This window comes from Roseateles aquae (genome assembly GCF_032337115.1).
In the GTDB taxonomy this organism is placed as follows: Bacteria; Pseudomonadota; Gammaproteobacteria; order Burkholderiales; family Burkholderiaceae_C; genus Roseateles_C; species Roseateles_C aquae.
Genome location: NZ_JAVXZY010000004.1, coordinates 62026 through 85683 on the forward strand (window position 1 = coordinate 62026; position 23658 = coordinate 85683).

A 23658-nucleotide genomic window follows, 5' to 3' on the forward strand; every position below is an offset into this window, starting at 1 on the left:
TCCACCCGCACACCTACGAGAAAAGAACATGCACAACACCATGCAGCTTGAAACCCAACACGGCGAAGTGCTGCTGCACCCTCGCTACGTGATGCGGGTCGCCGGCGAGCCAGCAGCGCTGCTGCGCCAGCTCGAAACCGGAGCGACCAGCCAGGCACTGAACGAGCAGCGCGAACTCGCCGCCTCCTTGCGCAGCCGCGCCGATCAGCTGTGCACCAGCCTGGAACGCCTGATCTCGGCTTGCGAGGACAAGGTGCTGAGCCGCAATGCGCTCAACCTCAAGCGCGCGCTGTTCAATCTGCGGCACTCGAAACCCGAGCTGATCGAGGGTCTCAGGCAGAGCCTGTCGGGCGAGCAGATCGATGCGCTGCACACCTTCAATGCCGACCTGGCGCGATTCGCCGCGATGGATCAACAGATCCAGCAGGCCTACGAGCAGGAACTGGCCGAAGGCAGCAAGCGGTTGCCCAAGCTGTGGCAGCAGACCAATCTTCAGAATGCCATCAGCTATTCGAATCCCGATCTCTTCCACGATTTCCAGGCGCTCACTGCCGCCGATGGCAAGCCCCTGAATGCCAAGGCGCGCCGCAAGCTGGAGGACACGCTGGCTCAATACATCGCGCGCTGCTCGTCCAAGACCAGCCCGCTGTCGAGCTTTACCGTGCTGCACGTCGGCCGCTGGCAGGAGGGCAGCGACTCCTGGCAGCTGGACTATCAGTCACGTCTGGACAAGCGTGTGCAGCTCAAAGGTGCGCTGCTGCGCCAGATCATGGCGCCGCTGCTGTCCAGCTACAAGCTGTCCAGCCAGCTCTTTGCGCTCTGTCTCAACCCGAGCGCGCAATTCAAGGATGGCCGGCTGCGCTTCCGCACCATCAATCAGGGCAATACCGCCAGTGGCCGCTTCTGGGGCACCGGCGAGGCCATTGCGGAGCTCAACGTCAATGGCGTGATTACCTGCATTCACCACGTCTTCGCTCAGCGCGGCTTCGAGCCGATGCGTTCGGCAGACCTGATTGTTGCCATCCGCGCCCTGGCCCCGAAGCTGCAGGCCGATGTGCTGGAGACCTTCATCGCCAAGCTCTACGAACTGCAGCTGCTGCTGCCGGATACGCAGGGCTATGAGCAGACCGATGCGCTGGACTGGGCCGAACGACTGCTGCAGGAACTGCCCGGCGAGGAAGGTATTCAAGGTCGCCGCGTGTTAGGCGAGCTGCGGGTCGCACTGCAGGACTTTTGCGACGCCAATGCGCCGCTGCGCGCAGAGCTCGTGACGCTGGTACGCGACAAGGTGGTCGAGCTGCGCGAGGCGCTGGGTGCCACCGAGCATTCGGCGATGTCTTATCCCAACTTCTTCGAGAACTGCTATCTCAAGGAACTGGAAGGCGCGCTGAGCCCCGGCTTGCTGCAGCCCTTTGCCGACGACCTGGGCCTGCTGCTCAAGTTGTCGCCGGTGGTCAGCTTCACGCAGCAGGCGCGCTGCAATATGGCTGACTTCTTCCTGGCCACCCATGGCGCCAAGGGCGTCTGCACCGATGTGCTGGGCTTCATCGATCGCTTCGACGAGGTCTACGGCCTGGGCAGCATGAGCCACGTCATTGACAAGAGCAAGCTCGCTCCCGAGTCCGAGATCAGCAGCGGCTATATGCGCGCCAAGGCTGCGTACGAGAACTATCTGGAGCCGCTGCTGCGTAGTGGTGAGGACGTCCAGCTCGATCCTGCGATCCTTGCCGAGATTGCCGACACCCTGCCAGCCCAGGTTCGCCAGCGCGGCGCCTCACAGAGCTATCTGGGCCAGCTGGCACTCAACGAGGGCCGCCCCAAGTTCGTGCTCAACCAGATCTTCGGCGGCCGCGGCGCGCTGATGTCGCGCTTCATGGAGGTGCTCAGCGGCAAGGACCTGCAGGAGGTTCGCGACTACCTGCAAAGCAGCAGCGAGAGCGGTTTGTATGCCGAGCTGCCGGGTGTGTTTGGCTTCAATGCCAACCATCATCCGCGCATGGCCGATCACGAGGTCGTGATTCCGCCGTTCGCGCCGAACTGGGAGGACAGCCACAAGTTCGACATCAACACGCTGCGCCTGGTCTATGACGCCAAAGAGCATATGGTGCGCTTCCAGACCGAGGACGGTCGCGAACTCGACCTCTGGTACCAGGGCTTCCTGATGCCGGTGCTGCTGCCTCGCATTCAGCGCGTGCTTGCGCTGGCCTATACCGAAGGCATCAACAACTTCACACTCAGCACGCTGATGAAGCGGGGCATGATCGACACGCAGGGCGTCACCCGCGTCCCGCGCATCAGCCTCGGTGATGTCGTGCTGGCCCGCCGCACAGCCATCATGCCGCTGGCCCTGCAGCCCGACGCTGATTTGTCGGCGCCGGACTTCTTCATCGCCGTACAGCGCTGGCGCGAGCAGCACCAGCTGCCCAACGAGGTCTTCATCCGCGTCGTGCCGGTCGCCGCCGAGGCAGGCGGCAATGGCGGCAGCGGCGGCCAGTCCAGCATCAACTGGAACGAGTTCGACTTCAAGGACATGAAGCCCTTCTACGTCAAGCTCGACAGCCCGCGCCTGGTTCGCCTGCTGCAGCGCATGATGAAGCGCAACAGCTTCTCCTTGGTGCTCAGCGAGGTGCTGCCGGCGCTGGATGACCAGCACGTTCGCATGGCCGGCGAGGCTCATGTGGCCGAGCTGCAGTTCGAGATCAGCACCCTCCCGCCGCGGCTCAGCGCCAGCCAGTCGCAAGCCAGCTGGCACGCTGTCCGCATTGCCTACTTCGACGACGACCGGCGCGCCTTGCTGCTTGGCCCGGTGCAGGATTGCCTGGACATGCTGGCCCAGCGCTACCAGCTGCGCGACGTCATGCTGATGCCGCACTGGAAGCACGGCCCGCACATCGACCTGGTCGTCCATTGCGAAGCCACGCTGCTGGAGGCGCAGGTGCTGCCGGCCTTGCGGGCGGTGCTGGAACCCTGGCTGGAGGCGCACCCCAGCACGACCGAGCTCGATCCCGCCGCCTATGAAGCGCTGTCGCACAAGATCGCCCTGACGGAACTCGAACCCGGGCCCTATCTGCCGCTGCTGCAGAACAACACGGTCACCCTGGCGCCGTACCAACCCAGCCGCGCCCTGAAGCTTGCCGAATTCGCCCGCAACAAGGAGCGCTTCCTCAGCGGCAGCCTGGACCTGACGCTGCGCCTGCTGCGCGAGAAGCCGGCCGATGCGGATGCCTTCATGCTGACCCTGCTGGCGATGATGGGCCTGGCCGCTCAGAGCTACGAGGCGGGTGGTTTCTCGCGCGGCTATGTGTCCTTCCGCTCACACGCCGAGTACTACTTCGCCGCGTACGACAAGGGCAACACGCTGCGCCAGCGCTTCGACGGGCTGGACCACAGGCTGGGGGCGCGCGTGGACGAGGTGCTCAGTGCGGTACTGGCCGGGCGTATCGCCGACTGCGGCTTGCCCGAAGCGCACCGCGCCGTGCTCGACGACTGGCTGACCCATATTGCCCAGACCGCTGCGGACAACCAGCGCGTTGTGCGCAACAACTACCAGGTGCTGCTCGCCGACGAGACTTTTGAGCGCCTGGCCGAGGAGGTCTCCGCCGAGACCCCCACGGCCTATCAGGACCAGATGCGCCAACGCCAGACCAGCGAGATCGGCCGCGCCTTCCAACAGGACGAAGGGCTGCGGGTGATGAACTCACCACAGTTCATGGCCTACCGAACGACGGTCAACTTCTTCTACTTCCTGCTGCCCATCCTGGGTGTTTCACCAACGCAGAAGTTCTGCCTCTGCCATCTGCTCGCCAATAGCGCTGAACGTCAGCTCGGCATCAGCTGGCGCGAAATCATGGGCCTGAGCCGCCAGGCCGACGAGGTGCAAGCATGAGCGCCGTTCTTGACAGCAAGGCCCAGGTGTCCACACCTGCCGCCCAGGTGCAACGCCTGCGCTTGAAGAACCATGTGTTCTTCCGCCCCACCCCGAAAGGCGTGTTGTTCGACGCCGGCAAGCAGTCTTTTGTCTTGCAGGGCAAGGGCGTCTACAGCTTCGTCGAACGGGTCATCGCGTTGATGGACGCTGGCCACAGCCTGGAGCAGATCGAACGCAATCTGCCCGTCAAACTGTTCGCGCTGTACCAACAGCTGATGCAGGCCTTGCTGAGCCATGGCATGTTGATCGACGACAGCGCTGATGCCCTGCTGCTGGAGGCCGCCGGTGAGCCTGATGCGCTGCGCGAGTTCATCAAGTACCTGCAGGACAAGCTGCCGCCATCGCTGTACCGCCCTGCCTTGCAACGCTGGCGCGAGTCCTCGGTCTTGCTGGTCGGCGATGGCTATGCCTTGAAGGCGGCAGCGAAGGCATTGGCCAACAGCGGCGTGGGTCAGCTGCAAGTCATGGTGAGCGAGGAGAAAGGTCGCGTCAGCGCCGCCGAGATCCGCGCCAGCCTTGCCGCCAGCGGCGTGCGCGGACAGCGCCACAGCGTTCGTCATGGTCTGCCCGCGGCCGCCGACCTGCAGGCCCAGGCCCTGCTGTTGCTGGCCAGCGATGCCGACGACGGCGAAGCCCAGGCGCTCTACTGCGATGCGCTGGCCGGCACCGCTGGCACGCCCTGCCTGATTGGCGCGCGCCTGGCCGGCCAGGCCTTTGTGCTGCCTCTGGCCGAGCCGGGTCAACCCGGCCTGCAGGACCTGCTTCAGTGGCTACCGCCCAACGCCGCCGAGGCCCACAGCCCGGCCAGCCTGGCACTGATGGGCAGCGTGGCCGCTCAACATGCGCTGCGCTATGTCTTCAATATCGAGCTCGACGGCCTGCGCCGCCAAGCCCACCGCATCAACCCCTATCTGGAGTTGAGCCAGCACCCGATCCTGGCCGCCCCCTTGCTGCAGCGCCGTGAACCATTGGCTCGTGATGCGCAGCATTTCATCAGCCAGCTGCAGGCTCCGGCGGATCGGCCGCTGAGCCGCTACGAGGCGCTGCGCGTCGACCTGGCCCCCTGGTTCGATGCCGTCACTGGCGTGCTGCGCGCCCCCAGTGGGCGCCCGGTCGGCCAGCTGCCGCTTTATCACGACGCCATCGAGTTGCGCTTTCCACGACTCGCGCAGCGCCCCAGCGAACTGCTGCTCGGCTGGGGGCTGAACGCCGAACAGGCCGGCATGCGTGCCTTGGCCGGTGCGCTGACCCGCCAGGCACAAATCGGCCAATCCGCCAGCGTTGCCGCGCGCACCTGCTGCGCCTTTGACGAACAGGACTGGCAGCGTCAGGCCCTGGCCCTGGCCCTGGTCCAGAGTGCTGACTTCGTCGAGCAGCGGCACTGCGCCTGGCTCGATTGCGCCAGCAGCGGCGACGGCACGCTGCAGCTGCTGCAGCGGCTGCTGAAGTTCCTGCGCCCCGAGCCGGCTCGCTTCCTGCTGCACTGGCATCCCGGCGCCGCCGCCTGCCTGGCCGAGTGCTTCCTCGGCGATGAACTGATCGCCAGCGCCGTGGCATGCACGCCGCTGCTGGCCATGCAGGAAGCCATGGGCCGCGCCTGCAGCGACGCGCAGCTGAAGGAATGGGCCCCGCCGCGGCCGGCCGCCAATGCACTGCCTCCAGCCATGCCGGCCCAGTGGCAAACGCCCCCGGCACGCCTGGATGCCCGCATCGACGGCGGACCGGCAGCGAGCTTCACCCTGCGCAGCGATCTCGCCTTGCCTGCCGGCGTGTTCTGCGGTCACGCCACACTGGACATCGGGAGCCGCGCATGAGCGACGCCCTCATCAGCCCCGTCAGCACACGGATCAGCGCCATCCTGCATGACGGCAGCAGCCCGACGCTGCTGCGCCATGTCCGCGCACTGCTGCCGTCAGCACGTACTCAGGCGCTCGACGCCAGCACCTTGCAATGCGCAGCCGGCGATACGCTGCTGGTCGTCTTTGACTGGCAGCACCTGCCGCAGGCATTGGCCGTGCAAGACCTGGCCCTGCAGCGCCAAGCGCGGGTGCTGTTCTTGGGGCTGGAGCCCGGCAGCGCCTGCTTTGGCCCCCTGGTCGAGCCAGCCGCGCAGTCAGGCTGCCTGGCCTGCATGCAGACCTGGACCTACAACAATCTGCGCCAGGACGAGCACTGGTCGTCAAGCCCCACGCAGGCCGTCACGCCGGGAACTCCGCGGCTATCCAGTGAACCGCTGAGCCCCGCCGCGGTGCAAGTGTTTGAGCGCCTGCTGGCGCGCAGCATCGACGGCATTGATGACAGCTCCGACACAAAGCAGAACCTGCGCGGCAGCACGCTGCGACTGCAGTGGGACAGTCTGACCAGCCGCCGACATCGCTTTATTGCCCATCCGGATTGCGAGCATTGCAGCACGCTGCCGGGCGACAGCGCCACGCTGGCCGAACTGTGCTTTCAACCCAGGCTGAAGGCGCGAGCCGAAGACACGCGGATCGCCAATCCCCGACTCAGCGTGAGCGGGCTGCGCGAGCACTTTGTCGATCACCGCAGCGGTCTGATCAAACATGTCTTCCAGGACATCAGTTCGCAGCTGATGCCCCTGTACGCCGCCGAGATGCCCATCGTGGGTGCCAGCACCACCGAGGTCGGCTACGGCCGCGCCGAGAGCCGCGAGAAGTCCGAGATGGTGGCCATGCTGGAGGTGCTGGAACGCTTCGCCGGTCACAGCCCGCGCCGCACCGCGACCACCGTGCGTGGCAGCTACGCGCAGCTGCTTGGCGAGTTCCCTGGCCAGGTGCTCGACCCGCAGGACTTCGTGCTGCACGAGCCCTGGCAGCAGGAGCTGCCAGGCTATGAGATGGAACCCTACAGCCCTGAGCTCGAGTACGACTGGTGCTGGGGCTACTCGATGGCTCGCCGGCAGGCCGTTCTGGTACCGCAGCAGTTCGCCTACTACTGGCTGAGCAATCGGCCCGGCCGCCCCATCAACCGCTTCGTCTACGACTCCTCGTCAGGATGCGCCATGGGAGCCTGCATCGAGGAGGCCGCGCTCTACGGGCTGTATGAGGTGCTGGAGCGCGATGCCTATCTGAGCAGCTGGTACGGCCGCTTCACGCCACGCCAGATCCGCCTGGGCAGCATCGCCGATGAACGCGTGCAGGCGCTGATCGCGCGCAGCGAAGCCGAGGGATTTGAAATCCATCTGTTCGATATGCGCCTGGACGTCGACCTTCCCCTGGTCTGGGCCATGATCGTCGACCCGCGCCAAGACGCTCCAGTGAAATCCTATTGCGCCTCGGGAGCCCACTCCAGCTGGGAGCAGGCCATCTTCAGTGCGCTGGTGGAGGTGACCACCTCGATGGGCGTCTACCAGCGCAGCATGCCGGCGCAGCGCGCCCGTGCCGAGGCCATGTTTGCGAACAGCCAGCTGGTACAGGCCATGCCTGACCATGTGCTGCTCTACAGCCTGCCTGAGAGCTATCAGCGCCTGCAGTTCCTGTTCGGCGGGGAGCAGGTCGAACTGGCGCAGTGCCACAGCGAGCCCGGTGAGCGCGACCTGAGCGCCGAATTGCTGCGCAAGGTCCAGCAGACGCTGCGGGTTGCCAAGGACGTCATCGTCGTCAACCAGACATTTGCGGACATGGAACGCCATGGCCTGCATTGCGTCAAGGTCCTGGCGCCTGGACTGACACCGGTGACTTTCGGACACCAGCATCGCCGCGTCAGCCTGGAACGGCTCAACGCCGCCGCCCGTGCCCGCGCCCTGCCTGCCCTGAGCGCTGCGCAGATCAACCCTGATCCGCACAACTTCCCCTGACCTCTAGACGAGCAAGGCCACCATCATGAATCAGTCCGAAGCTTGGCTGCTGGGTTCCTACCGACGGCTTGACGTGCTGCAAGTGCCGGCCTTCCGCAGCGCCCGCGCGATTGCCGGGGTCCATGCGCCGCGGCACAGCGAATCCGTACGCCTGCTGCCGCTGAGCACCGACCTGCCGCAGGAGCTGCAGCCCCTGGCCGACTTCGTCGCCGGCCGGGCGGCGCCAGCCCTGCCCCCGCTCACCGCCCTGTCACTGCTGCTGCGCTACCTGGCCTCACCGCAACGCTATGAGCCGCAAAACACCTACGGGGTTCATCGCGTCGTTCCTTCGGCGCGCTGCCTCTATCCCTGCCGGCTGATGCTGCTGGCGCGCCAGCACGGCACCGTGCAGCTCTACCACTACCACGGTGAGCACCACGCCCTGCAAGCCTGCGGCGAGCGCAGCGATCTGGCCGCGCTGCTGGGCGAGCACGATCTCGCGCTGATCGGCATCGCCCAGTTCTGGGCCATGGCCGACAAGTACGGCGAGTTCGCGCCTTTCGCCAGCGCGCTGGAAGCAGGCATGGCACAGGCTCAGCTGAACCACCTGTGTGCTGCACTGAACTGGTCGGCCGATTCTCTGGAGGCCAGCGAAACCAGCATGCGCCAGGCGGCGACGCTGTGCCAGGGCGATCATGAGGCCGTGCTCTATGGCTTGCGCTGCAAGGTTGATGAGCTGAGCAAGGCGCTGTCCGCACTGCAGCCCGCGCCCGGACCGACGCTGCTGGCTGCCAGCCACAGCAGCGACACGCTTGACCAGCGCTTCGCCAAGCTGAAGCCCTTGTGCCAGCTCTTGTCGACCCCGCCGAGCAGCGAGCCGGCCGTTCCCCAACAAGACAACGCCGCTGATCACGACGACTCGCCGCTGCCTCCACCCGAGATCGGCCTGCTGCAAACCATGCGGCGACGCAACTCGGGCAATGACGCCACGGGCATGGCGCCGCGCCTGAACAGCCTGCCTGGCGATAGTCTTGGCCGCATGCTCAGCCTCTGGCGCGCACTGCAACGGCGCCGGCTGGCACTGCCCGGCGAAGCCAGTTTGCGTGTTGCTGTCGCCTGGCTGGACGCCCGTAGCGCGCCCATAGGGCTGTACGACGGTGAGGCCATGCCGCTGCGACATTGCGACGATCCGCACCGCTTCGTCGAGCAGCTGCAGGATTCGCTGCCGTACGAAGGCATGCGCTACAACATGGCCGGACTGAAGCTCAACTTCATGCTCTGCGCCGACCTGGTCGATGCCGCCGAGCAGCATGGTGAAGCCGCATTGCGCCGGCTCTACCTGGCGGCCGGTGCGCAAGCGCAGGACTTCAGCCTGGCCGCCGCCGCCCATGGCCTGTTTGCACGCCCCGTACGGATGCTGCGCGAGCAGGCGCTGGAGACGGGCTACGCACTGCCCGGCCAACTGGTCTATCAAGTGCTGTGCGGGCTGAACCGCAGCACCAACACCTCCTGGGAGCTGATGTGAGCACGAACGCCCTGAAATCGCCCGTTGTCGCAACGCCGCGTGTCGCCAAGGACTGGTTGGCCATGCATATCTATCTGTCTGACCCGGCGCTCAACAATGCCTTTCTTTGCGAATGGATGCACCCACGCATCCAGGCACTGCTTCAGCAAAACCTGGCCGAAGCCTGGTTCTTTGTCCGCTACTGGGAAGGCGGCCCGCATCTGCGCGTACGAGTCAAGGGCCTGAGCGCAAGTACGCGTGCCAGCCTGCTCGACGAGACCCGCGAGGCTGCGCAGCGCTGGCTTTCGCCGACACCGCCCAGTCGAGAGGCCTACTACGGTGCCCACGGATTCGACGGCGCACCAGTGGACAAGGAACTGCTGCCCTGGCATGGCGAGGGTGCTGTCAATGTCGAGGACTACGAACCTGAGTGGGTGCGCTATGGCGGCGCTGAAGCGATGCTCATCAACGAGCGCCTGTTCGAACGATCCAGCCAGCTCTGCGTTGCCTTGATCAAGGCCAGCGGCGACGACATCGTCAAGCGCCTGGGCCTGAGCCTGGGAATGATGGCCGCGATCGCGCAAAGCATCTCGGCCGATGTCGCCAGGATGGCCGAATTCTTCGAGCACTACGCCGACTACTGGTCGCGCTATTCCAGCCAGACACGGACGCTGGCCGACCAGCTCGATCAGAACCAGCAGATCAGTGCCGCTGAGCTTCAGCGCCTGCGCGAGCAACTGCGCGAGGACAGCAATTCGCGCAGCCCGCAGGCGTTGATGCGATCTGCCTGCCAGCAAGCCATCCGTGGCTTGGGCGGCTTGCATGAGCAGGGCCGCCTGATCCTGCCCTTCGACGCTCAGCCCACCCGCAATGCCGGCGCTCACCAAGCCGCGATCTACAACATCATCAGCTCGCAACTGCACATGATGAACAACCGACTGGGCCTGGTGCCTGCGCAGGAGATATTCCTCGCCAAGCGGCTGTCCACGGCACTGCGCGCACTGCATGCCGAATCCGCAAGCGCCGCAATCGAACAGCTTGCCGAGGAGGTGCTGTGATGAAGGCCGAACTGCTGCTTGCCTGGGAGCACCTGCGCTTCCATCGCCTTCGCAGCGCGCTGCTGCTGATCAGCATCGCACTGGCCTTCGCTGCCTACGGCGTGCTGGGCACACTGCGCTTTTCACTGAACAGCGGTGACGACGGCGTCTCGCAAACCCGGCTGATCGTCACGCATCAGGCAGGTCTGATGGAACCGCTGCCGCTGGCGCACCTGGCTCGCATCCGCGCTCTGCCTGGTGTTGCCGACGTTGGCCACGCCACTTGGATGGGCGCCTACTTCCAGGACCAACGCCAGATGCTGATGCTGTTCGCCGTCGACCCCGCCGTTTGGATTCATCAGCATCCCGACATGAGCATCGGTGCCGGTGCCCAACAGGCCTTCCTGAGCCAGCGCAACAGCATCCTGGTCAGCGAAGCTCTGGCCAGCAAATTTGGCTGGCGGGTCGGCGATATCGTCCCGCTGGGCAGCATCCTGTTTTCACCTCGCAACGGCGAGGCGGCCTGGCCGTTCCGCGTCGCCGGCGTATTCACCAGCAGCGACGACGGTGGCGGGCGCAACTACATCATCAGCCACTACGAGTATCTGAACGAGGGCCGCGAGTTCTGGCAGAACACTGTTGGCACCTTCATGGTCACGGCGTCGCCAGGCCATCAGATACAGACACTGGCCGGGCTGATCGACGCCGAATTCGCCAGCAGCGATGCGCCGACTTCCAGCAACACCGATCAGGCCTTTCATGCCGAGTTCTTTGCCCAGTTCGGCAATGTGGCGCTGATGATCAAGGCCATCATCGCTGCCGCCTTTGCGTCCCTGGTGTTGGTCGTCAGCAGCACGATGGCGCTGGCAGTACGACAGAGCACTCGCGATATCGGCGTACTCAAGGTGCTCGGCTATTCGCATCTGCGCGTGCTGCGGCTGATTCTGCTGCAGACAGCCGGATTGATTCTGCTCGGCGCGACAGCAGGCTTGGGTATCGCTGCGGCGGTGAATGCCGCCGTGACTCGCAGCCTCCCGCAGTTCATGCCCGATGTCGTGATGCCGATGCCGGTTCTCGGCGAGGCCGTGCTGATCATCGTCGGCATGGGCCTGCTGATCGCCGCGCTGCCGGCAGCGCTGGCCTTGCGCATACGTCCCATACAAGCCTTTGCCATCGAGCAGGGCTGAGCCCCCGCCATTCGCCCCAGGAGACAGCCACCATGAAAAGCATCGCATTCATCGGCGCCAGTGAGGCGCATCTCGATCGAGCTCGCGCACTCGGCTACCGGATTCATCTGGTGCAACAAGCAAAGAACATCTCGACGCGCCTGCTCGCTCTCGCCGACGACGCCCTGCTGTGCGACTACGAAGACCCCACCAACGACGCCAAGGTGCTGGCCTACTTGCGCGCCAGTGATGCCCTGAGGCCGATCTGCTTCAAAGACGAAGGCCTGCTACCCATAGGCCGCTACATGGACCAGCTCCATGGCAGCACCTCATACTCAGCGCTGGCCCAGGCGTTCACGGACAAGGTGAAGATGCGTGAGCTGCTGGCGGGCACCGCGCTGGACAACGTCGCCTTCCAAGCGATCGCCCATCCGCACGACCTGACCCTGGCGGCGCGCCGGCTCGGCTTTCCCTTCATCGCCAAGCCGCGCTTCGGGGTCGGCAGCCAGGGCATCAAGCTGGTGCGCACGGCCGGCGAACTGGAGCAGCTGCAACTCGACGATCCCTACATCGCCGAGCAGTACATCGACGGCGAAGAGTTCTCCGTCGAGAGCTTCTCCGATGGCGGTCGCCACACCATCCATGCGATCACCCACAAGCTGCTCTTCCCCGGCAACGGCTCCCAGTTCGTAGAGCGCGGCCATCAGATCAGCCTTGACTACAACAGCGGCGAGCAGGCGCAAGGCATCCATGCCGCGGTGCAGCTTTTCCTCGATCGCATTGGCATGCGGGACGGGGTCTCCCATACCGAGCTCAAGGTCTGCAACGGACAGGTGCACATCATCGAATCGCACAACCGCGCTGGCGGAGACTCGATTCCAAACCTGGTACTGCTGAGTACCGGCGTGGACTTGTTCGAGCTGCAGATTCGCCAGGCCGCCGGCGATGCCGTCGACACCGAGGCCAGGCCGCTACGCTGCAATGCGGGCGTGCTGTTCTTCGACTTCAAGCCCGGGCAGATGCGCTACATCGCCGGCGTGGAACGGGCGCTGCTGCACCCACAGGTCAAGAACCTGTACCTGCCGAAGATGAACGGTGCCGAACTGAAGCAGCCTCGTTCCTCGTTCTCGCGCAACGGCTATGTGGTCGGTACAGCGCCGACAGACAGCTCTGTGATCGCATTGCTGCAGGGCGTGGAGAGCTCGCTGCTGGTTCGTTATGAAGACACCAAGAACTGAGGCGCCCATGTCTACCAATGCGCCCCGACTTACCGGCCAGCTCAGCGCCCTCTTGCGCGTCTCCGTTTCCAGCCTGTGGCAGAGCAAATGGTCCAGCTTGACCATCATCAGCTGCGTGATGCTCGTCGTTCTGGTGTTGATGGGCTTTCTCGCCATGGCCGCCGGCTACGAAAACAGCCATCGCAACAGCGGCGCAGCAGACCTTGCGGTGCTGATGGCCGAGGAAGCTCGCTCGGAGTCCAGCAGCCGCATCAACCGCGATCAGCTGTCCCTGCTGGAGGGCGCGCCCGGCATTGCCCACGACCTCAACGGCACCCAGCTCTCTGCCGAGTTCTGCATGACCGTTGCCGCACAGAGGCGCGCCGGTGAGCAAAGGCTGAACATCAGCCTGCGCGGCTTGCAGGCACAGGGCCGCGCCCTGCGGCAGGGCTTCCGCCTCGTCGGCGGGCGGATGTTTGAAAGCGGGCGCAACGAGTTGATCGTCGGTCGCGCCCTGGCCACGCAGATTCCGACGCTGGCGATCGGTCAGACGACCAGGCTGGCCGGGCGCGACTGGTTGATCGTCGGTCATTTCTCGCTCGACAGTCAGGTCTTCGAAGCCGAGGCCTGGGGCGATATCACCGCGGTGCAGTCGGCCTACGGTCGAGCCAATCAGTACCAGTCGATACGCCTTCGCTTGCAGGGGCCTGACAGCACCGCCGCCCTGGCAAAGCTGCAAGAGTTCAACAGCCAGGATCAGCGCCTCAAGCTGAACGTACAGACAGAGCGCCAGTTCTACCAGCGCCAAAGCGAGGGCACCAGCAATCTGATGGTCTACCTGGGCTGGCCTTTGGCCATGGTGCTGGCCGTCGGCACCCTGGCCGGCACCTTCAACACCATGTTGATCGCCGTCCAGGCCCGCCGCCACAGCCTGCGCGTGCTAGCGCTGCTGGGTTTCCAACCTGGTGCGGTGTTCGCAGCCGTGCTGTTCGAGGCCCTGTCGCTTGCGCTGATCGGTGGCTTGCTTGGCATTGCCTTGTCACTCTTGATCTTCAACGGCCTGCAAGACAGCACCGTCGGCGCCGGCTTCATCAGCAGCCACTTCAACTGGCGAGTTGACCTCGCCAGCATGTCGAAGGCGCTGACCATGGCGCTGCTGCTGGGGCTTCTCGGCGGCCTCGCACCGGCCTGGCGCTGCCTGACCCCAACCCAAGGAACACCCTCATGAAGACCAACACCGCCAGCTCGAATGATCGCGCGGAACTGCTGCGCCGATTGGCATCGCCGGCAACCGCCACCGGCCCGGCCGAAGCGGCATCACCCGCAGGGCAAATGCTCGCCTGGCCAAGACTGCCCCGTTGGGCATGGCTGCTGATTGGCGCCCAGGCTGCGGTGCTGGCCGGCATGGCGATTCGCCAGCCAGCCCGGATCGCCGACGCTTCTGTGGTGCCAACGGCGCAGGCCACACCAGCGCCAGCGCCGGTAGCGGCTGCGACCAAGCCAACGCCAGGGGCCAGACTGGAGGCGTCGGGCTTCGTCACTGCGACACGAATGGCCACGGTATCCGCGCGCACCATGGGGCAAATCAGCGAACTGCTCGTTGAAGAGGGTGCACGTGTCGAGAAAGGGCAGGTGCTGGCCCGCATCAGCAGCGACCACGCACAGATGGAATTGCGACTGGCCGAGGCTCAACAACAGGCAGCCCTGGCGCGCATCCAGAGTGCCGAGGCCGAGCAGCGCGAGGCACAGCGCAACTTGCAGCGCGAGATCTCGCTACAGGATCAGCAGTTCTCTAGCGAGGCGCGCGTCAGCAAGGCGCGCACCAGTGCCGAGACGGCCTTGGCCGCCGTGCAAAGCGCGCGTGCTGACGCCGCTTTGGTGGATCTGCAAGTACAGCGTCAACGTCAGCTGCTCGACGACTACGTCGTTCGCGCGCCGTTCGCAGGCGTTGTGCTGGCGCGCAACGCGCAAGCTGGTGAGATCGTCGCACCAAGCGGCGCCGGCGGTGGCTACACACGCACCGGCATCTGCACCATCGTCGACATGAAGTCGCTGGAGATCGTTGTTGATGTCAACGAGGAAATGATCACCCGCGTCCAACCAGACCAACAGGTCACGGCCGAGCTTTACTCGCACAAGGGCTGGCGCTTTCCCGGCCGCGTGCTGCGTGTGATGCCTAGCGCGGATCGCGCCAAGGCCACGGTGCGTGCCCGTATCCAGCTGCTGACGGACGACCCGCGCATCCTGCCGGATATGGCCGTGAAGGTGGCTTTTCTTTGATCCCAACGCCTTAGAGAACAGGAAGCAACCATGGACACTCCCACCCCTCTGTTCCGACTGCGCCAAGTGCACAAGCGCTACAGGCGCGAAAGCGAGACCGTCACCATCTTCGACGGTCTGAGCATGGACATTCCTGCCGGCGACTTCCTTGCCATCATGGGCCCATCGGGCTCAGGCAAGACCACGATGCTCAATCTGCTCGGCGGCATCGACCGGATTGAGAGCGGCGAGCTGTGGTTCAAGCATCAGCGGCTGGATCAACTTGGCGAAGCCCAGCTGTCGCAATGGCGCGCCGAGAACATCGGTTTTGTCTTCCAGCACTACAACCTCTTGCCCATGCTCAATGTGGCGCGCAATGTTGAACTGCCGTTGATGCTGGGCAACTTCAGTGCAGCGCAACGGCGCGAGCGCGTCCAAACCGCGTTGGAGCTGGTCGGCTTGGCGAGCTTCATGCAGCGCCTGCCCAGCCAGCTGTCTGGCGGGCAGCAGCAGCGCGTGGCCATCGCCCGCGCCATCGTTGCCAACAGTGAGCTGATTCTTTGCGACGAGCCCACCGGCAATCTGGACCGCCAGGCCTCGGGTGAAATCCTCGAGACCCTGCAGCTGCTGAATCAGGAGTTCGGCAAGACCATTGTCATGGTGACCCACGACCCGCGCGCCGCAGCTGTCGCTCGCCGGCACTGCTGCCTGGACAAGGGTCAGTTCGTCGACCAGGCGGCGCCGGCGCTGCAGGATGCACTCCATGGCTGAAGCACTGCGGCTCTCGCCGGCACTGCGCCAGCAACTGCGCGAACTCGCGCTGGATGCCTATCCGCACGAGGCCTGCGCCGCCCTGCTCGGCCCTGTCGGTGCACTGGGAGTCAGCCAGGTGCTGCCACTGCCGAACAGTGCCACCGACAGCAAACAGTGTTTCGCGATCGCCGCCGATGAACTCTTGCGCGCCAGCCGCCTGGCACGCGCGCAAGGCTTGGAACTGAACGGCTTTTTTCACAGCCACCCCGAGGGCGATGCGCGCCCCTCGCTGGCCGATTTGACCCAAGGCCCCTCCTGGGCCGGCTACCTGCAGCTGATCATGGCCATCGATGCCAGCGGTCGGCATGAGTTGCGCGCTTACCAAACGGCCAGCGATTGCTGGCACGAGCAAGCCATTCACGGAGATTCACCCATGGCCACCGTCATCATCCCTACCCCGCTGCGCAGCTATGCGCAAGGTCAAGCTCAAGTACAGGCAGAGGGCCAGACAGTGGCCGAAGTGCTGCAAGCCCTGGTGCAGCATTGCTCGGCACTGCAGCAGCAGCTGTTCAACGACGAGGGCCAGCTGCGACGCTTCATCAATCTGTTCATCAATGACGAGGACGTGCGCCTTCATGAGGGGCTGCACACCGCCGTGCAGGCAGGTGACCGCCTGGAGATTCTGCCGGCCATCGCTGGCGGCATCAGCTTCCCTGAATGGCGTGGTCAGCTGCAGCAGACGCTGCCGCAGGTCGACGTCGGTGAGCTGTTGGCTGCACGTAGCAGCGGGCAAGCGCCGGTGCTGATCGACGTGCGTACCGATGAGGAATGGGCCCAGGGCCATATCCCGGATGCCCTCCATCTGGATCGCGGCTTTCTCGAAGTAAAGGTCGAGAGCCTGGTGCCTGACAAGCAGACGCCGCTGCTGGTCTGCTGCGAGTCTGGCACTCGATCGTTGTTCGCGGCCCTGGCCCTGCAGACGCTGGGCTATGCACGCGTGGCCAATCTGCGCGGCGGGCTCAAGGCATGGAAGGAGCTGGGCCAGCCGCTGATTCAGCCGCGCCTCTTGAGGCAGGACCAGCGCCGCCGCTATCTCCGCCACCTGGCCATTCCAGAGGTCGGCGAAGCTGGCCAGCTCAAGCTGCTTTCGGCCAGGGTATTGATGATTGGCGCTGGCGGTCTGGGCTGTCCGGCGGCCCTCTACCTGGCCGCAGCTGGCGTCGGCCGCCTCGGCATTGTCGACAATGATGTCGTCGACGAATCCAATTTGCAGCGGCAAGTCTTGCATAGCCACGAGCGCGTCGGCATGGCCAAGACCACCAGTGCACGCCTGGCCATCGAGGCGCTGAATCCCGACGTCGAAGTGATTGAGCACCAGCAGCGTCTGCTGGCTGCCGACGCCCTGGCGCTGCTGCAGGACTACGATCTGGTCATCGACGGCTCTGACAATTTCGCCACCCGCTACCTGATCAACGACGCCTGTGTGCAGCTCGGCAAGCCCTTTGTGCACGGCTCCGTGTTCCGCTTCGAAGGACAGGTCAGCGTGTTCTGGCCGGGACACGGCCCGTGCTATCGCTGCCTGCATCCAGAGCCGCCGCCACCGGCCCTGGCACCCTCTTGTGCCGAGGCCGGCGTGCTGGGCGTGCTGCCCGGCGTGATCGGGCTGCTGCAAGCGACGGAGGCGATCAAGCTGCTGCTCGGTCAGGGCGAGGCCCTGCTGGGTCGCAGCCTGCGCTACGACGCGCTGGCCGCGCGCTTTCGCGAGCTGCGCTACGCGGTCGACCCGCATTGCAGCTGCCAGGCCAGCGGCGCCGGCTTCAGCGCCTTGATCGACATGGACGCCGCGGTCTGCGCACTGGGCTGACGGAAACTGACGGAGCAAGGTCATGCAAGTCTTCGATCAAGACCTCGCGCAAGCCAAGTGCCACCAGGGCGGCACTCACCGGGCTTGCAGTCCAGCACAAACACTGGCGCGCTACCAACCTCTGATGCGGCAGTTGGGCATCACGCGCTTGGCCAACATCACCGGCCTGGACACCATTGGCCTGCCGGTCTGGGTGGCCATGAGGCCGAACGCACGCGGTCTGGCCACATCACAGGGCAAAGGCTTGAACAGCGACTGTGCCAAGGTATCGGCGTTGATGGAGTCGATAGAAACCTGGCATGCGGAACACATCGAATTGCCATTGCGCCAGGACTCCCTGGCCAATCTGTCCCGCCACGCGCCTGTCATCGACATCGCTGGCCTGCCTGTCTATGCCGACTCCCAGCTGCGGCCCGACATGCCGCTGACCTGGGTGCAGGGCTGGGATCTGCTGCAGCAACAAGCCTGTTGGCTGCCTTTGGACTGCGTGTCGACCAACTATGTCCAGCCCGCCCGGGGCGCACAATCTGCCAGCTTCGTGCAGTCGAGCAACGGCTTGTCGAGCGGCAACCATCTGCTCGAGGCGATCAGCCATGGCTTGGCCGAGTTGATTGAGCGTGACGCCGTGGCCCTGTCTGGCCACGCCATGCGGGCGGCAGAACCGGCATTGCGTATCGATCCCGCCAGCGTTGCCGACGCCGACTGCCGACAGCTGCTGACCATGCTCGAACGTGCCGGGCAATTGGTCGCGCTCTACGACATTCGCAGCGACCTTGGCATCCCCGTCTGCGGCTGCACCATCGTTGACGACCGCCAGGCCTTGCAGCGCTGGCGAACCCTGCCGGCATTCAACGGCTACGGGTGCCATCTTTCGCCGCAAATCGCGCTGCTGCGCGCGATCAGTGAAGCCGTTCAGAGCCGGCTCACTCATATCAGCGGCAGCCGTGACGACATCTTCCCCAGCGACTACATGCGCGGCGGCAATCCCGACGATTTGCTCAGCTATCAACAGCGCATCGGCAGCAGTGCAGTGACGCTGGACTTTGCCGCCATCCCCTCGCTCGTCCAACCCAGCTTCGAAGCAGACATCGAGCTCATGCTGCAGGCATTGCGCCGTGTTGGCCTGAAACAGGCAGTCGTTGTCGATCTGAGCCGCGCTGAACTGGGCGTGCCCGTGGTCAAGGTGGTGGTTCCCGGGCTGGCCGCGCCAACTCCGATGTTGCGCGGCCGCAGCATCCGCGCACAAAGCCGTTCTCTTGCTCAGCTGTGGCAAATGAAGGAGGCCGCATGAACACCTTTGTCTTCCTGGGCCCAAGTCTGCCGCTTGCCCAGGCGCAGGCCATCTTCCCCGAGGCCCACTATCTGCCGCCGGTGGCCATGGGGGATTTGTATGCGCTGGTGCAGGCCCGTGCTCGTGCCGGTGATCGCATCGCCATGATCGACGGGCTGTTTGAACAAGTTCCCGCCGTCTGGCACAAGGAGGTTCTGTTTGCGCTGGAGCGCGGCATGCATGTCTATGGCGCGTCCAGCATGGGTGCCTTGCGCGCAGCCGAATTGGCCCCCTTCGGCATGAAGGGCGTCGGGCGCATCTACTCGGCTTTTGCCAGCGGTGAGTTGGAAGACGACGATGAGGTGGTCGTTGCGCATGCCACTGCGGAGCAGGGCTTCCGCTCGCTGTCGCAGGCGATGGTCAGCCTGCGCTTCGGCCTGCAAGCGCTGCAGATGCAGGGCGTGCTGGGTGCTGCAGACGCGGCCACTCTGATCGCCATGTCAAAGGCGCTGCACTACAGCGAGCGCAGCTGGGTTGGCGTGCTTGACCACGCACGCCGACTCGGACTTCCCGAGCAGCTTGTCGAGGCCCTGAAGAACCAAGCCCGCCAACCCGACGCCAAGGCATTGGATGCCACCGAACTGCTACGCCAGCTGGCAGCAGCTGACACGCCAGAGCCCCCCTTCCAGGCCGATTTCACCTTGGAAAGAAACGCCTTCTGGCAGGCCCTGGAGCACAGCCAGGCGGCGCGCCTGCAGCAGCACAGCAGCCAATCCGGCGAACAGGATGTGCTGGCCCATGTTCGCGCGCTGCATCCTCGCCGCAGGGATGTGCGCCAGTATGCGCTGCTCATGCGCATGGCCGCGGAGCTGGGCCGGGACCTCCACATCGAGCCCGCACAGCTGCAGGCCGCCGCGCGGCGACTCGCCCAAGAGTTGGGGCTGTCCGACCGCCAGGCGCTAGTTCGCTGGCGTGAGCAGCACTCCGTCGACGAGCGTCTTTGGTTGCAACTGCTTGACCTCGAGGCCCGTATTGAGGCCTTGCAGCAAGCCTATGGCACACAGCTCGACGGCTTCGAGCGTCTCGTCATCAAGCGCCAAGGCATTTACGCCGATGCCGCAGCCACGGTCGAAAAATCGCGCAAGCTGTTGGATCAGCGCGGTATCGTCAAGCCGACCCTCGCTGACGCGGCGGTCGATGCCGATACCTTGCAAGCCTGGTACGAGGCCAAGCTCGGGCCACTGCGCCAGACGCCTGAGTCGCATGCCCAAGCGCTGGGTTTTGAATCGATGCGCGACTGGATTGGCGAGTTGATTCGCGCACAGATGCTCGAGCAAGCCGAGACCGTCGATTGATCCCAGGCTCAGCGCATATAGCGGATGCGCAGCGCAAACTTGCCCCCGGCTTTGAGTTCCTGGGCCGCGGCCTTGAACGGGGGCGGCCCGGCTCGCCCAATGGCATCGTTGCCAAAGACGAAACCTTCCAGAACCCGTCCGTCCGGCGACATGCGCAGGCGTCCATCGCCATCTTCGTCATGAAAGGCTGCGAAGGCATAGTTGCCGGCAGCCACCCCGCGAAAGACAAAGGTCGCGCTGCCCGCTTGTGACTTGACCACTTCCGACAGCTTGCAGCTGTTTGGAAAACGTTCGCTCTCGGCGCACAGCACGGCGCGCACAACGCCAGCGTCGTTGCGCAGTCCACTGACCCGGTATTCGAACTCTCCGCTGCCCGTTGCCGCCACGGACGCTTGGGTCAGACCCAACGCCAGCAGGCCTGTGACCAGAAATGCCTTTTTCATGCCATCACCTCGATGTGCTTCGCACGTTGTCCGCGGCCCCCCGTGGGCCGACGTTGCAAAAAGTCTAGATGGGGAGGCTGCGTCTGCGCAGGGGGCTTGCAGACTTTGACAGGTGGGTGGCGCTGACTTGCAGACTTTGACAGTTGAGACCAAAGGGCCGAATCCCGAACATTGCATCCATCGACCCAACGGTCTTCAACCCCACGGAGAAGCGAATGAACTTTGTCAGCGCACGGGCTTGTGAACTGTCCCCCGCTCTCTACGACTCGCTGGCGGGCTACCGCTACCAGGTCTTCGTCGAGCGCCTCGGCTGGGACCTCAAGACCGCACCGGGCTATGAGCAGGATCAGTTCGACCACGACGACACCGTCCACGTTGTTGCACGCAACGACGAAGGCGATATCGTCGGATGTGGTCGGCTTCTGCCCACGACCGAAAGCTATCTGCTGGAAAGCGTCTTTCCCGAGTTGCTGAACGGGCTGCCGGTCCCTCGCAGTGAACAGATCTGGGAACTCTCTCGCTTTGCTGCGATGGAGGTTAAGGCCGACGCCGATGGCATGAATGCGCGTCGCCATTTCATGGCAGAACGCGTGCTGCTGGAAGCATTGCGTTTCTGTGCCGCCCGCGGCGTGACCCACCTGCTGGCTGTTTCGACCCTGGCCGTCGAGCGACTGATGCAGCGCGCAGGGGTCGACGTCCATCGTATCGGCCCGCCCTCGATGATCGGCGGCCAACCGGTGCTGGCCTTCGTGATTGCCGTCAATGAGCGCTCGCTCAATGCGCTGGCCGCTTTCGAAGCCGCCGCCCAAGGACTGGGTGCCAAGCCACTGCCAGTGCGCACGCCGCACATGAGTGACGCGTTGCAGAGCCTGATTGCACTGGCTCAACAGCCCTGGGCCCAGCCCTCTCACGCCCTTGTGCAGGGTCACACCCCGACAAACACTGACGCTCAACATCTTGACGAGGTGGCGCTGCAACTGCATTGACCCTTGCGCAGCCGAGCCATGACGATACAGATCGAGATTCCCGCCATCATGCGTCGCTTTGCGGCGCAGCAGCAGAGCGTTGGCGTCGAGGCCGCTGATCTGGACACCGCCTTGCGCGAGTTGGTGAGCAAGCATCCACGGATGCGGGCGCACCTCTTCGATGCCCACGGTGACCTGCGTCGCATCGTGAACGTCTTTGTCAACGGCAATCATGTGCGCTGGCACGAGCGCGCAAACACCAAGCTAGAGCCGGGTGATTCGCTTTGCCTGGTGCCGCTTTTCGCCGGAGGGTGAACCCAAATGCAGCTTGACAAGAGACGTGCATGGGCGGGCGGCCGGTCTGCCAGCTTCGGCACCACAGCCGGTGCCGCTGGCGCCAAGGCCAGGCTCGATCTGCACCGAAACATGCGGCAAAGACCCGTAAAGCCGGTGCGCATTGCAGCTCGACGGGCCTATTCCCAGGCATCGCCAAGACCTGCGCATCCGCAGAATGACCCAGATTGGCAAGGAGGAAGCACCTACCCCATCCACGCGGCGCTGGCTATATCCCTTATGCTCACAGCCGATTTCCGTGTCCTATGTCCGCTTAGCCGAGAAACAGGCTTGGGCGGATATCTCATTCGCGCCTGCGCGTTGATGGCGGATGTGAGAACGTCTCTGGCAGCTAGCCGACCGCGCACAGCGCGAACTACCGCGATGCGTCGCCAATTGATTCAGGACACAGACCACGGAGGACTACACCCATGTTTGATGCCTATGTAAGGCTGAGCATCGATGACTTGCAAAAGTTGGTACCAACACATCTGCACTCGGAGATTGAGGATTTGGTCGACGATGCCGATCCCGACGCCTCGATCCAAGGATTCACCGAGTGGACGGCAGCGAGCACGCGCACCCTGTCCTTCGGCTGGGATTGGTGCTTTGAGCCGAGCAGTGAGCAGCTGCTGGGCCAATGGGGCAGCTTGCGCACGAACCTGATGGTGATCGACGAGAGCGGCGGAGACATGGGCATTGAATGCACACGTCTGTGCATCGCTCGGCTGATGACTCACATCCGTTGGGAATACACGATTGCCAAGGTGCTTGGCCTTCGTCTGCAGCTGCAGCACTAAGTTCCAGCCAAGCGGCTTCGCTCGTGCATGGCCAGTGCTGCGCTGCATGTCGCTTTACCAGATCAGTCCGAGCATTGCCGCACGCACGGCGGCGCTGGTCTTGTTGCACGCACCAAGCTTGGCCACCACGCTGTTGACGTGAAAGTTCACCGTTCGCTCGGAGATGTTCAGGATGTCGGCGATTTCGGCTGAAGTCTTGCCTTCGGCCGTCCACCGCAGCACATCGATCTCGCGGTCGGAAAGCTCGATTTTGGGTTGCTCCAACTCAGGGTCGGAGCAGCAGGCCTTCATCGAGACATGGCTCGTATGCACCAGCCATTGCATCCGTGGCTCGGTGTGTTCCAGCTCTGCTGCGGTAATCGCTTGCTCCGAGCGGGCCAGCACCAGCATGCTGTATGTACCTTCTGGGTCACGCCGTGACTGCGCCCAACCGTGGCGCAATCCGTAGTAGCGGGCCTCCTGCCATAGCTGCGGCGTCTCAGCGAAAAATTCGTCCGTCCACAGCACGGGATTGGAGGAGCGCATGCCGTGCGCGATCGTTGGATCGATCTGCATATAGCCCTGCTCGTGATAGCGCTGCTGCCATTCCGGCGCGTAGTTCGAGAAGTAGGTCGTACGCGGTTTGGTGATCGGCAGCGGCATCCGTAGGCCATGTGCGCAATACTCGAAGCCGAGCGTGCGCGCTTCCTCGGCAATCCGGGCGAAACTCTCCTCTGGAGTGCTGGCTGCAAGGACCTTCTCCAATTGGTCAGTCTGCCAGGGTTTCATTGCGCCACCTCAAGTCCGATTTGCAGGCAAGACCGGCTCGACGCTGATCCCCCGCCGTTTGTGCGAGGCCGCAGGCTAGCATTTCCACAGTGAAATGAAGTGCTCGCATGCCCACCCCTGTAAGACTTTGCAGGGTTGAAATTGCGTCGGAAAAGAAAAAACGCCTAGTGGCTAGGCACTAGGCGTTTTGCTTGCCCTGACGG

At 64.3% G+C, this 23658-nt stretch carries 18 protein-coding genes; 16 read left to right on the forward strand and 2 right to left on the reverse strand.

From position 1 onward, the window contains the following. Positions 1-28 precede the first annotated feature (28 nt). From RQP53_RS11270 to RQP53_RS11330, 13 genes are read left to right on the forward strand one after another with little or no spacing between them, the layout of a single operon-like run. Positions 29-3886: a lantibiotic dehydratase gene (locus RQP53_RS11270; protein ID WP_315650417.1), complete on the forward strand. Its 3858-nt coding sequence runs from the start codon at positions 29-31 to the stop codon at positions 3884-3886. Next, complete coding sequence (locus tag RQP53_RS11275) at positions 3883-5742, forward strand: hypothetical protein (RefSeq protein ID WP_315650418.1); 1860 nt, start codon at positions 3883-3885, stop codon at positions 5740-5742. The genes RQP53_RS11270 and RQP53_RS11275 overlap by 4 nt, the downstream gene beginning before the upstream one ends. Further along, a complete protein-coding gene (locus RQP53_RS11280) occupies positions 5739-7742 on the forward strand; it encodes a TOMM precursor leader peptide-binding protein (RefSeq protein ID WP_315650419.1) in 2004 nt (667 codons plus the stop codon). The genes RQP53_RS11275 and RQP53_RS11280 overlap by 4 nt, the downstream gene beginning before the upstream one ends. A 25-nt stretch (positions 7743-7767) precedes the next feature. Next, positions 7768-9246 (forward strand): nitroreductase family protein, encoded by a 1479-nt coding sequence (locus RQP53_RS11285; RefSeq protein WP_315650420.1) that lies wholly within the window; start codon positions 7768-7770, stop codon positions 9244-9246. Then, on the forward strand, positions 9243-10283 hold the full coding sequence (locus RQP53_RS11290) for a thiopeptide-type bacteriocin biosynthesis protein (protein ID WP_315650421.1): 1041 nt from the start codon (positions 9243-9245) through the stop codon (positions 10281-10283). Before RQP53_RS11285 ends, RQP53_RS11290 begins: the two co-directional genes overlap by 4 nt. Next, positions 10283-11449, forward strand: coding sequence for an ABC transporter permease (locus tag RQP53_RS11295; protein WP_315650422.1), 1167 nt, complete (start codon positions 10283-10285; stop codon positions 11447-11449). Before RQP53_RS11290 ends, RQP53_RS11295 begins: the two co-directional genes overlap by 1 nt. A gap of 32 nt (positions 11450-11481) precedes the next feature. Then, positions 11482-12666 carry an ATP-grasp domain-containing protein gene (locus RQP53_RS11300; protein WP_315650423.1) on the forward strand — a complete coding sequence of 395 codons (1185 nt, stop codon included), beginning with the start codon at positions 11482-11484 and terminating at the stop codon, positions 12664-12666. A 7-nt stretch (positions 12667-12673) separates the two neighbouring features. Then, entirely contained in the window at positions 12674-13873 is a 1200-nt protein-coding gene (locus tag RQP53_RS11305) for an ABC transporter permease (RefSeq protein WP_315650424.1), read from the forward strand. After that, complete coding sequence (locus RQP53_RS11310; RefSeq protein ID WP_315650425.1) at positions 13870-14925, forward strand: efflux RND transporter periplasmic adaptor subunit; 1056 nt, start codon at positions 13870-13872, stop codon at positions 14923-14925. Before RQP53_RS11305 ends, RQP53_RS11310 begins: the two co-directional genes overlap by 4 nt. A gap of 30 nt (positions 14926-14955) precedes the next feature. Further along, a complete protein-coding gene (locus RQP53_RS11315; RefSeq protein WP_315650426.1) occupies positions 14956-15675 on the forward strand; it encodes an ABC transporter ATP-binding protein in 720 nt (239 codons plus the stop codon). Then, a complete protein-coding gene (gene moeB / locus RQP53_RS11320; protein ID WP_315650427.1) occupies positions 15668-17521 on the forward strand; it encodes a molybdopterin-synthase adenylyltransferase MoeB in 1854 nt (617 codons plus the stop codon). The genes RQP53_RS11315 and moeB overlap by 8 nt, the downstream gene beginning before the upstream one ends. A gap of 22 nt (positions 17522-17543) precedes the next feature. Beyond that, positions 17544-18812, forward strand: coding sequence for a YcaO-like family protein (locus tag RQP53_RS11325; protein WP_315650428.1), 1269 nt, complete (start codon positions 17544-17546; stop codon positions 18810-18812). Continuing rightward, positions 18809-20146: a TfuA-like protein gene (locus RQP53_RS11330; protein ID WP_315650429.1), complete on the forward strand. Its 1338-nt coding sequence runs from the start codon at positions 18809-18811 to the stop codon at positions 20144-20146. The genes RQP53_RS11325 and RQP53_RS11330 overlap by 4 nt, the downstream gene beginning before the upstream one ends. Positions 20147-20154: 8 nt before the next feature. Here RQP53_RS11330 and RQP53_RS11335 read toward each other — a convergent pair whose 3' ends face one another. After that, the gene (locus RQP53_RS11335; protein ID WP_315650430.1) at positions 20155-20553 is read right to left on the reverse strand and encodes a DUF2141 domain-containing protein; all 399 of its coding nucleotides are present in this window, start codon (positions 20551-20553) and stop codon (positions 20155-20157) included. 251 nt (positions 20554-20804) lie between these two features. Here RQP53_RS11335 and RQP53_RS11340 point away from each other — a divergent pair, with 251 nt between their 5' ends. The 3 genes from RQP53_RS11340 (at position 20805) to RQP53_RS11350 (ending at position 22687) form a co-directional block, all read left to right on the forward strand. Continuing rightward, positions 20805-21575: an acyl-homoserine-lactone synthase gene (locus RQP53_RS11340; protein WP_315650431.1), complete on the forward strand. Its 771-nt coding sequence runs from the start codon at positions 20805-20807 to the stop codon at positions 21573-21575. A gap of 18 nt (positions 21576-21593) precedes the next feature. After that, positions 21594-21869, forward strand: coding sequence for a MoaD/ThiS family protein (locus RQP53_RS11345; protein WP_315650432.1), 276 nt, complete (start codon positions 21594-21596; stop codon positions 21867-21869). A 449-nt stretch (positions 21870-22318) separates the two neighbouring features. Then, complete coding sequence (locus RQP53_RS11350; RefSeq protein ID WP_315650433.1) at positions 22319-22687, forward strand: DUF4902 domain-containing protein; 369 nt, start codon at positions 22319-22321, stop codon at positions 22685-22687. A 54-nt stretch (positions 22688-22741) separates the two neighbouring features. On the opposite strand, the gene RQP53_RS11355 is transcribed toward RQP53_RS11350, so the two are convergent. Beyond that, positions 22742-23455, reverse strand: a complete 714-nt coding sequence (locus RQP53_RS11355; protein ID WP_315650434.1) for an autoinducer binding domain-containing protein — start codon at positions 23453-23455, stop codon at positions 22742-22744. Positions 23456-23658: the final 203 nt, after the last annotated feature.

What these genes read in the sequence shown, in the direction of transcription:
- RQP53_RS11270 (WP_315650417.1), top strand. Translation starts at nt 29, where the DNA reads ATGCACAACACCATGCAGCTTGAAACCCAACACGGCGAAGTGCTGCTG.
- RQP53_RS11275 (WP_315650418.1), top strand. Translation starts at nt 3,883, where the DNA reads ATGAGCGCCGTTCTTGACAGCAAGGCCCAGGTGTCCACACCTGCCGCC.
- RQP53_RS11280 (WP_315650419.1), top strand. Translation starts at nt 5,739, where the DNA reads ATGAGCGACGCCCTCATCAGCCCCGTCAGCACACGGATCAGCGCCATC.
- RQP53_RS11285 (WP_315650420.1), top strand. Translation starts at nt 7,768, where the DNA reads ATGAATCAGTCCGAAGCTTGGCTGCTGGGTTCCTACCGACGGCTTGAC.
- RQP53_RS11295 (WP_315650422.1), top strand. Translation starts at nt 10,283, where the DNA reads ATGAAGGCCGAACTGCTGCTTGCCTGGGAGCACCTGCGCTTCCATCGC.
- RQP53_RS11300 (WP_315650423.1), top strand. Translation starts at nt 11,482, where the DNA reads ATGAAAAGCATCGCATTCATCGGCGCCAGTGAGGCGCATCTCGATCGA.
- RQP53_RS11305 (WP_315650424.1), top strand. Translation starts at nt 12,674, where the DNA reads ATGTCTACCAATGCGCCCCGACTTACCGGCCAGCTCAGCGCCCTCTTG.
- RQP53_RS11310 (WP_315650425.1), top strand. Translation starts at nt 13,870, where the DNA reads ATGAAGACCAACACCGCCAGCTCGAATGATCGCGCGGAACTGCTGCGC.
- RQP53_RS11315 (WP_315650426.1), top strand. Translation starts at nt 14,956, where the DNA reads ATGGACACTCCCACCCCTCTGTTCCGACTGCGCCAAGTGCACAAGCGC.
- moeB (WP_315650427.1), top strand. Translation starts at nt 15,668, where the DNA reads ATGGCTGAAGCACTGCGGCTCTCGCCGGCACTGCGCCAGCAACTGCGC.
- RQP53_RS11325 (WP_315650428.1), top strand. Translation starts at nt 17,544, where the DNA reads ATGCAAGTCTTCGATCAAGACCTCGCGCAAGCCAAGTGCCACCAGGGC.
- RQP53_RS11330 (WP_315650429.1), top strand. Translation starts at nt 18,809, where the DNA reads ATGAACACCTTTGTCTTCCTGGGCCCAAGTCTGCCGCTTGCCCAGGCG.
- RQP53_RS11340 (WP_315650431.1), top strand. Translation starts at nt 20,805, where the DNA reads ATGAACTTTGTCAGCGCACGGGCTTGTGAACTGTCCCCCGCTCTCTAC.
- RQP53_RS11345 (WP_315650432.1), top strand. Translation starts at nt 21,594, where the DNA reads ATGACGATACAGATCGAGATTCCCGCCATCATGCGTCGCTTTGCGGCG.
- RQP53_RS11350 (WP_315650433.1), top strand. Translation starts at nt 22,319, where the DNA reads ATGTTTGATGCCTATGTAAGGCTGAGCATCGATGACTTGCAAAAGTTG.
- RQP53_RS11355 (WP_315650434.1), bottom strand. Translation starts at nt 23,455, where the DNA reads ATGAAACCCTGGCAGACTGACCAATTGGAGAAGGTCCTTGCAGCCAGC.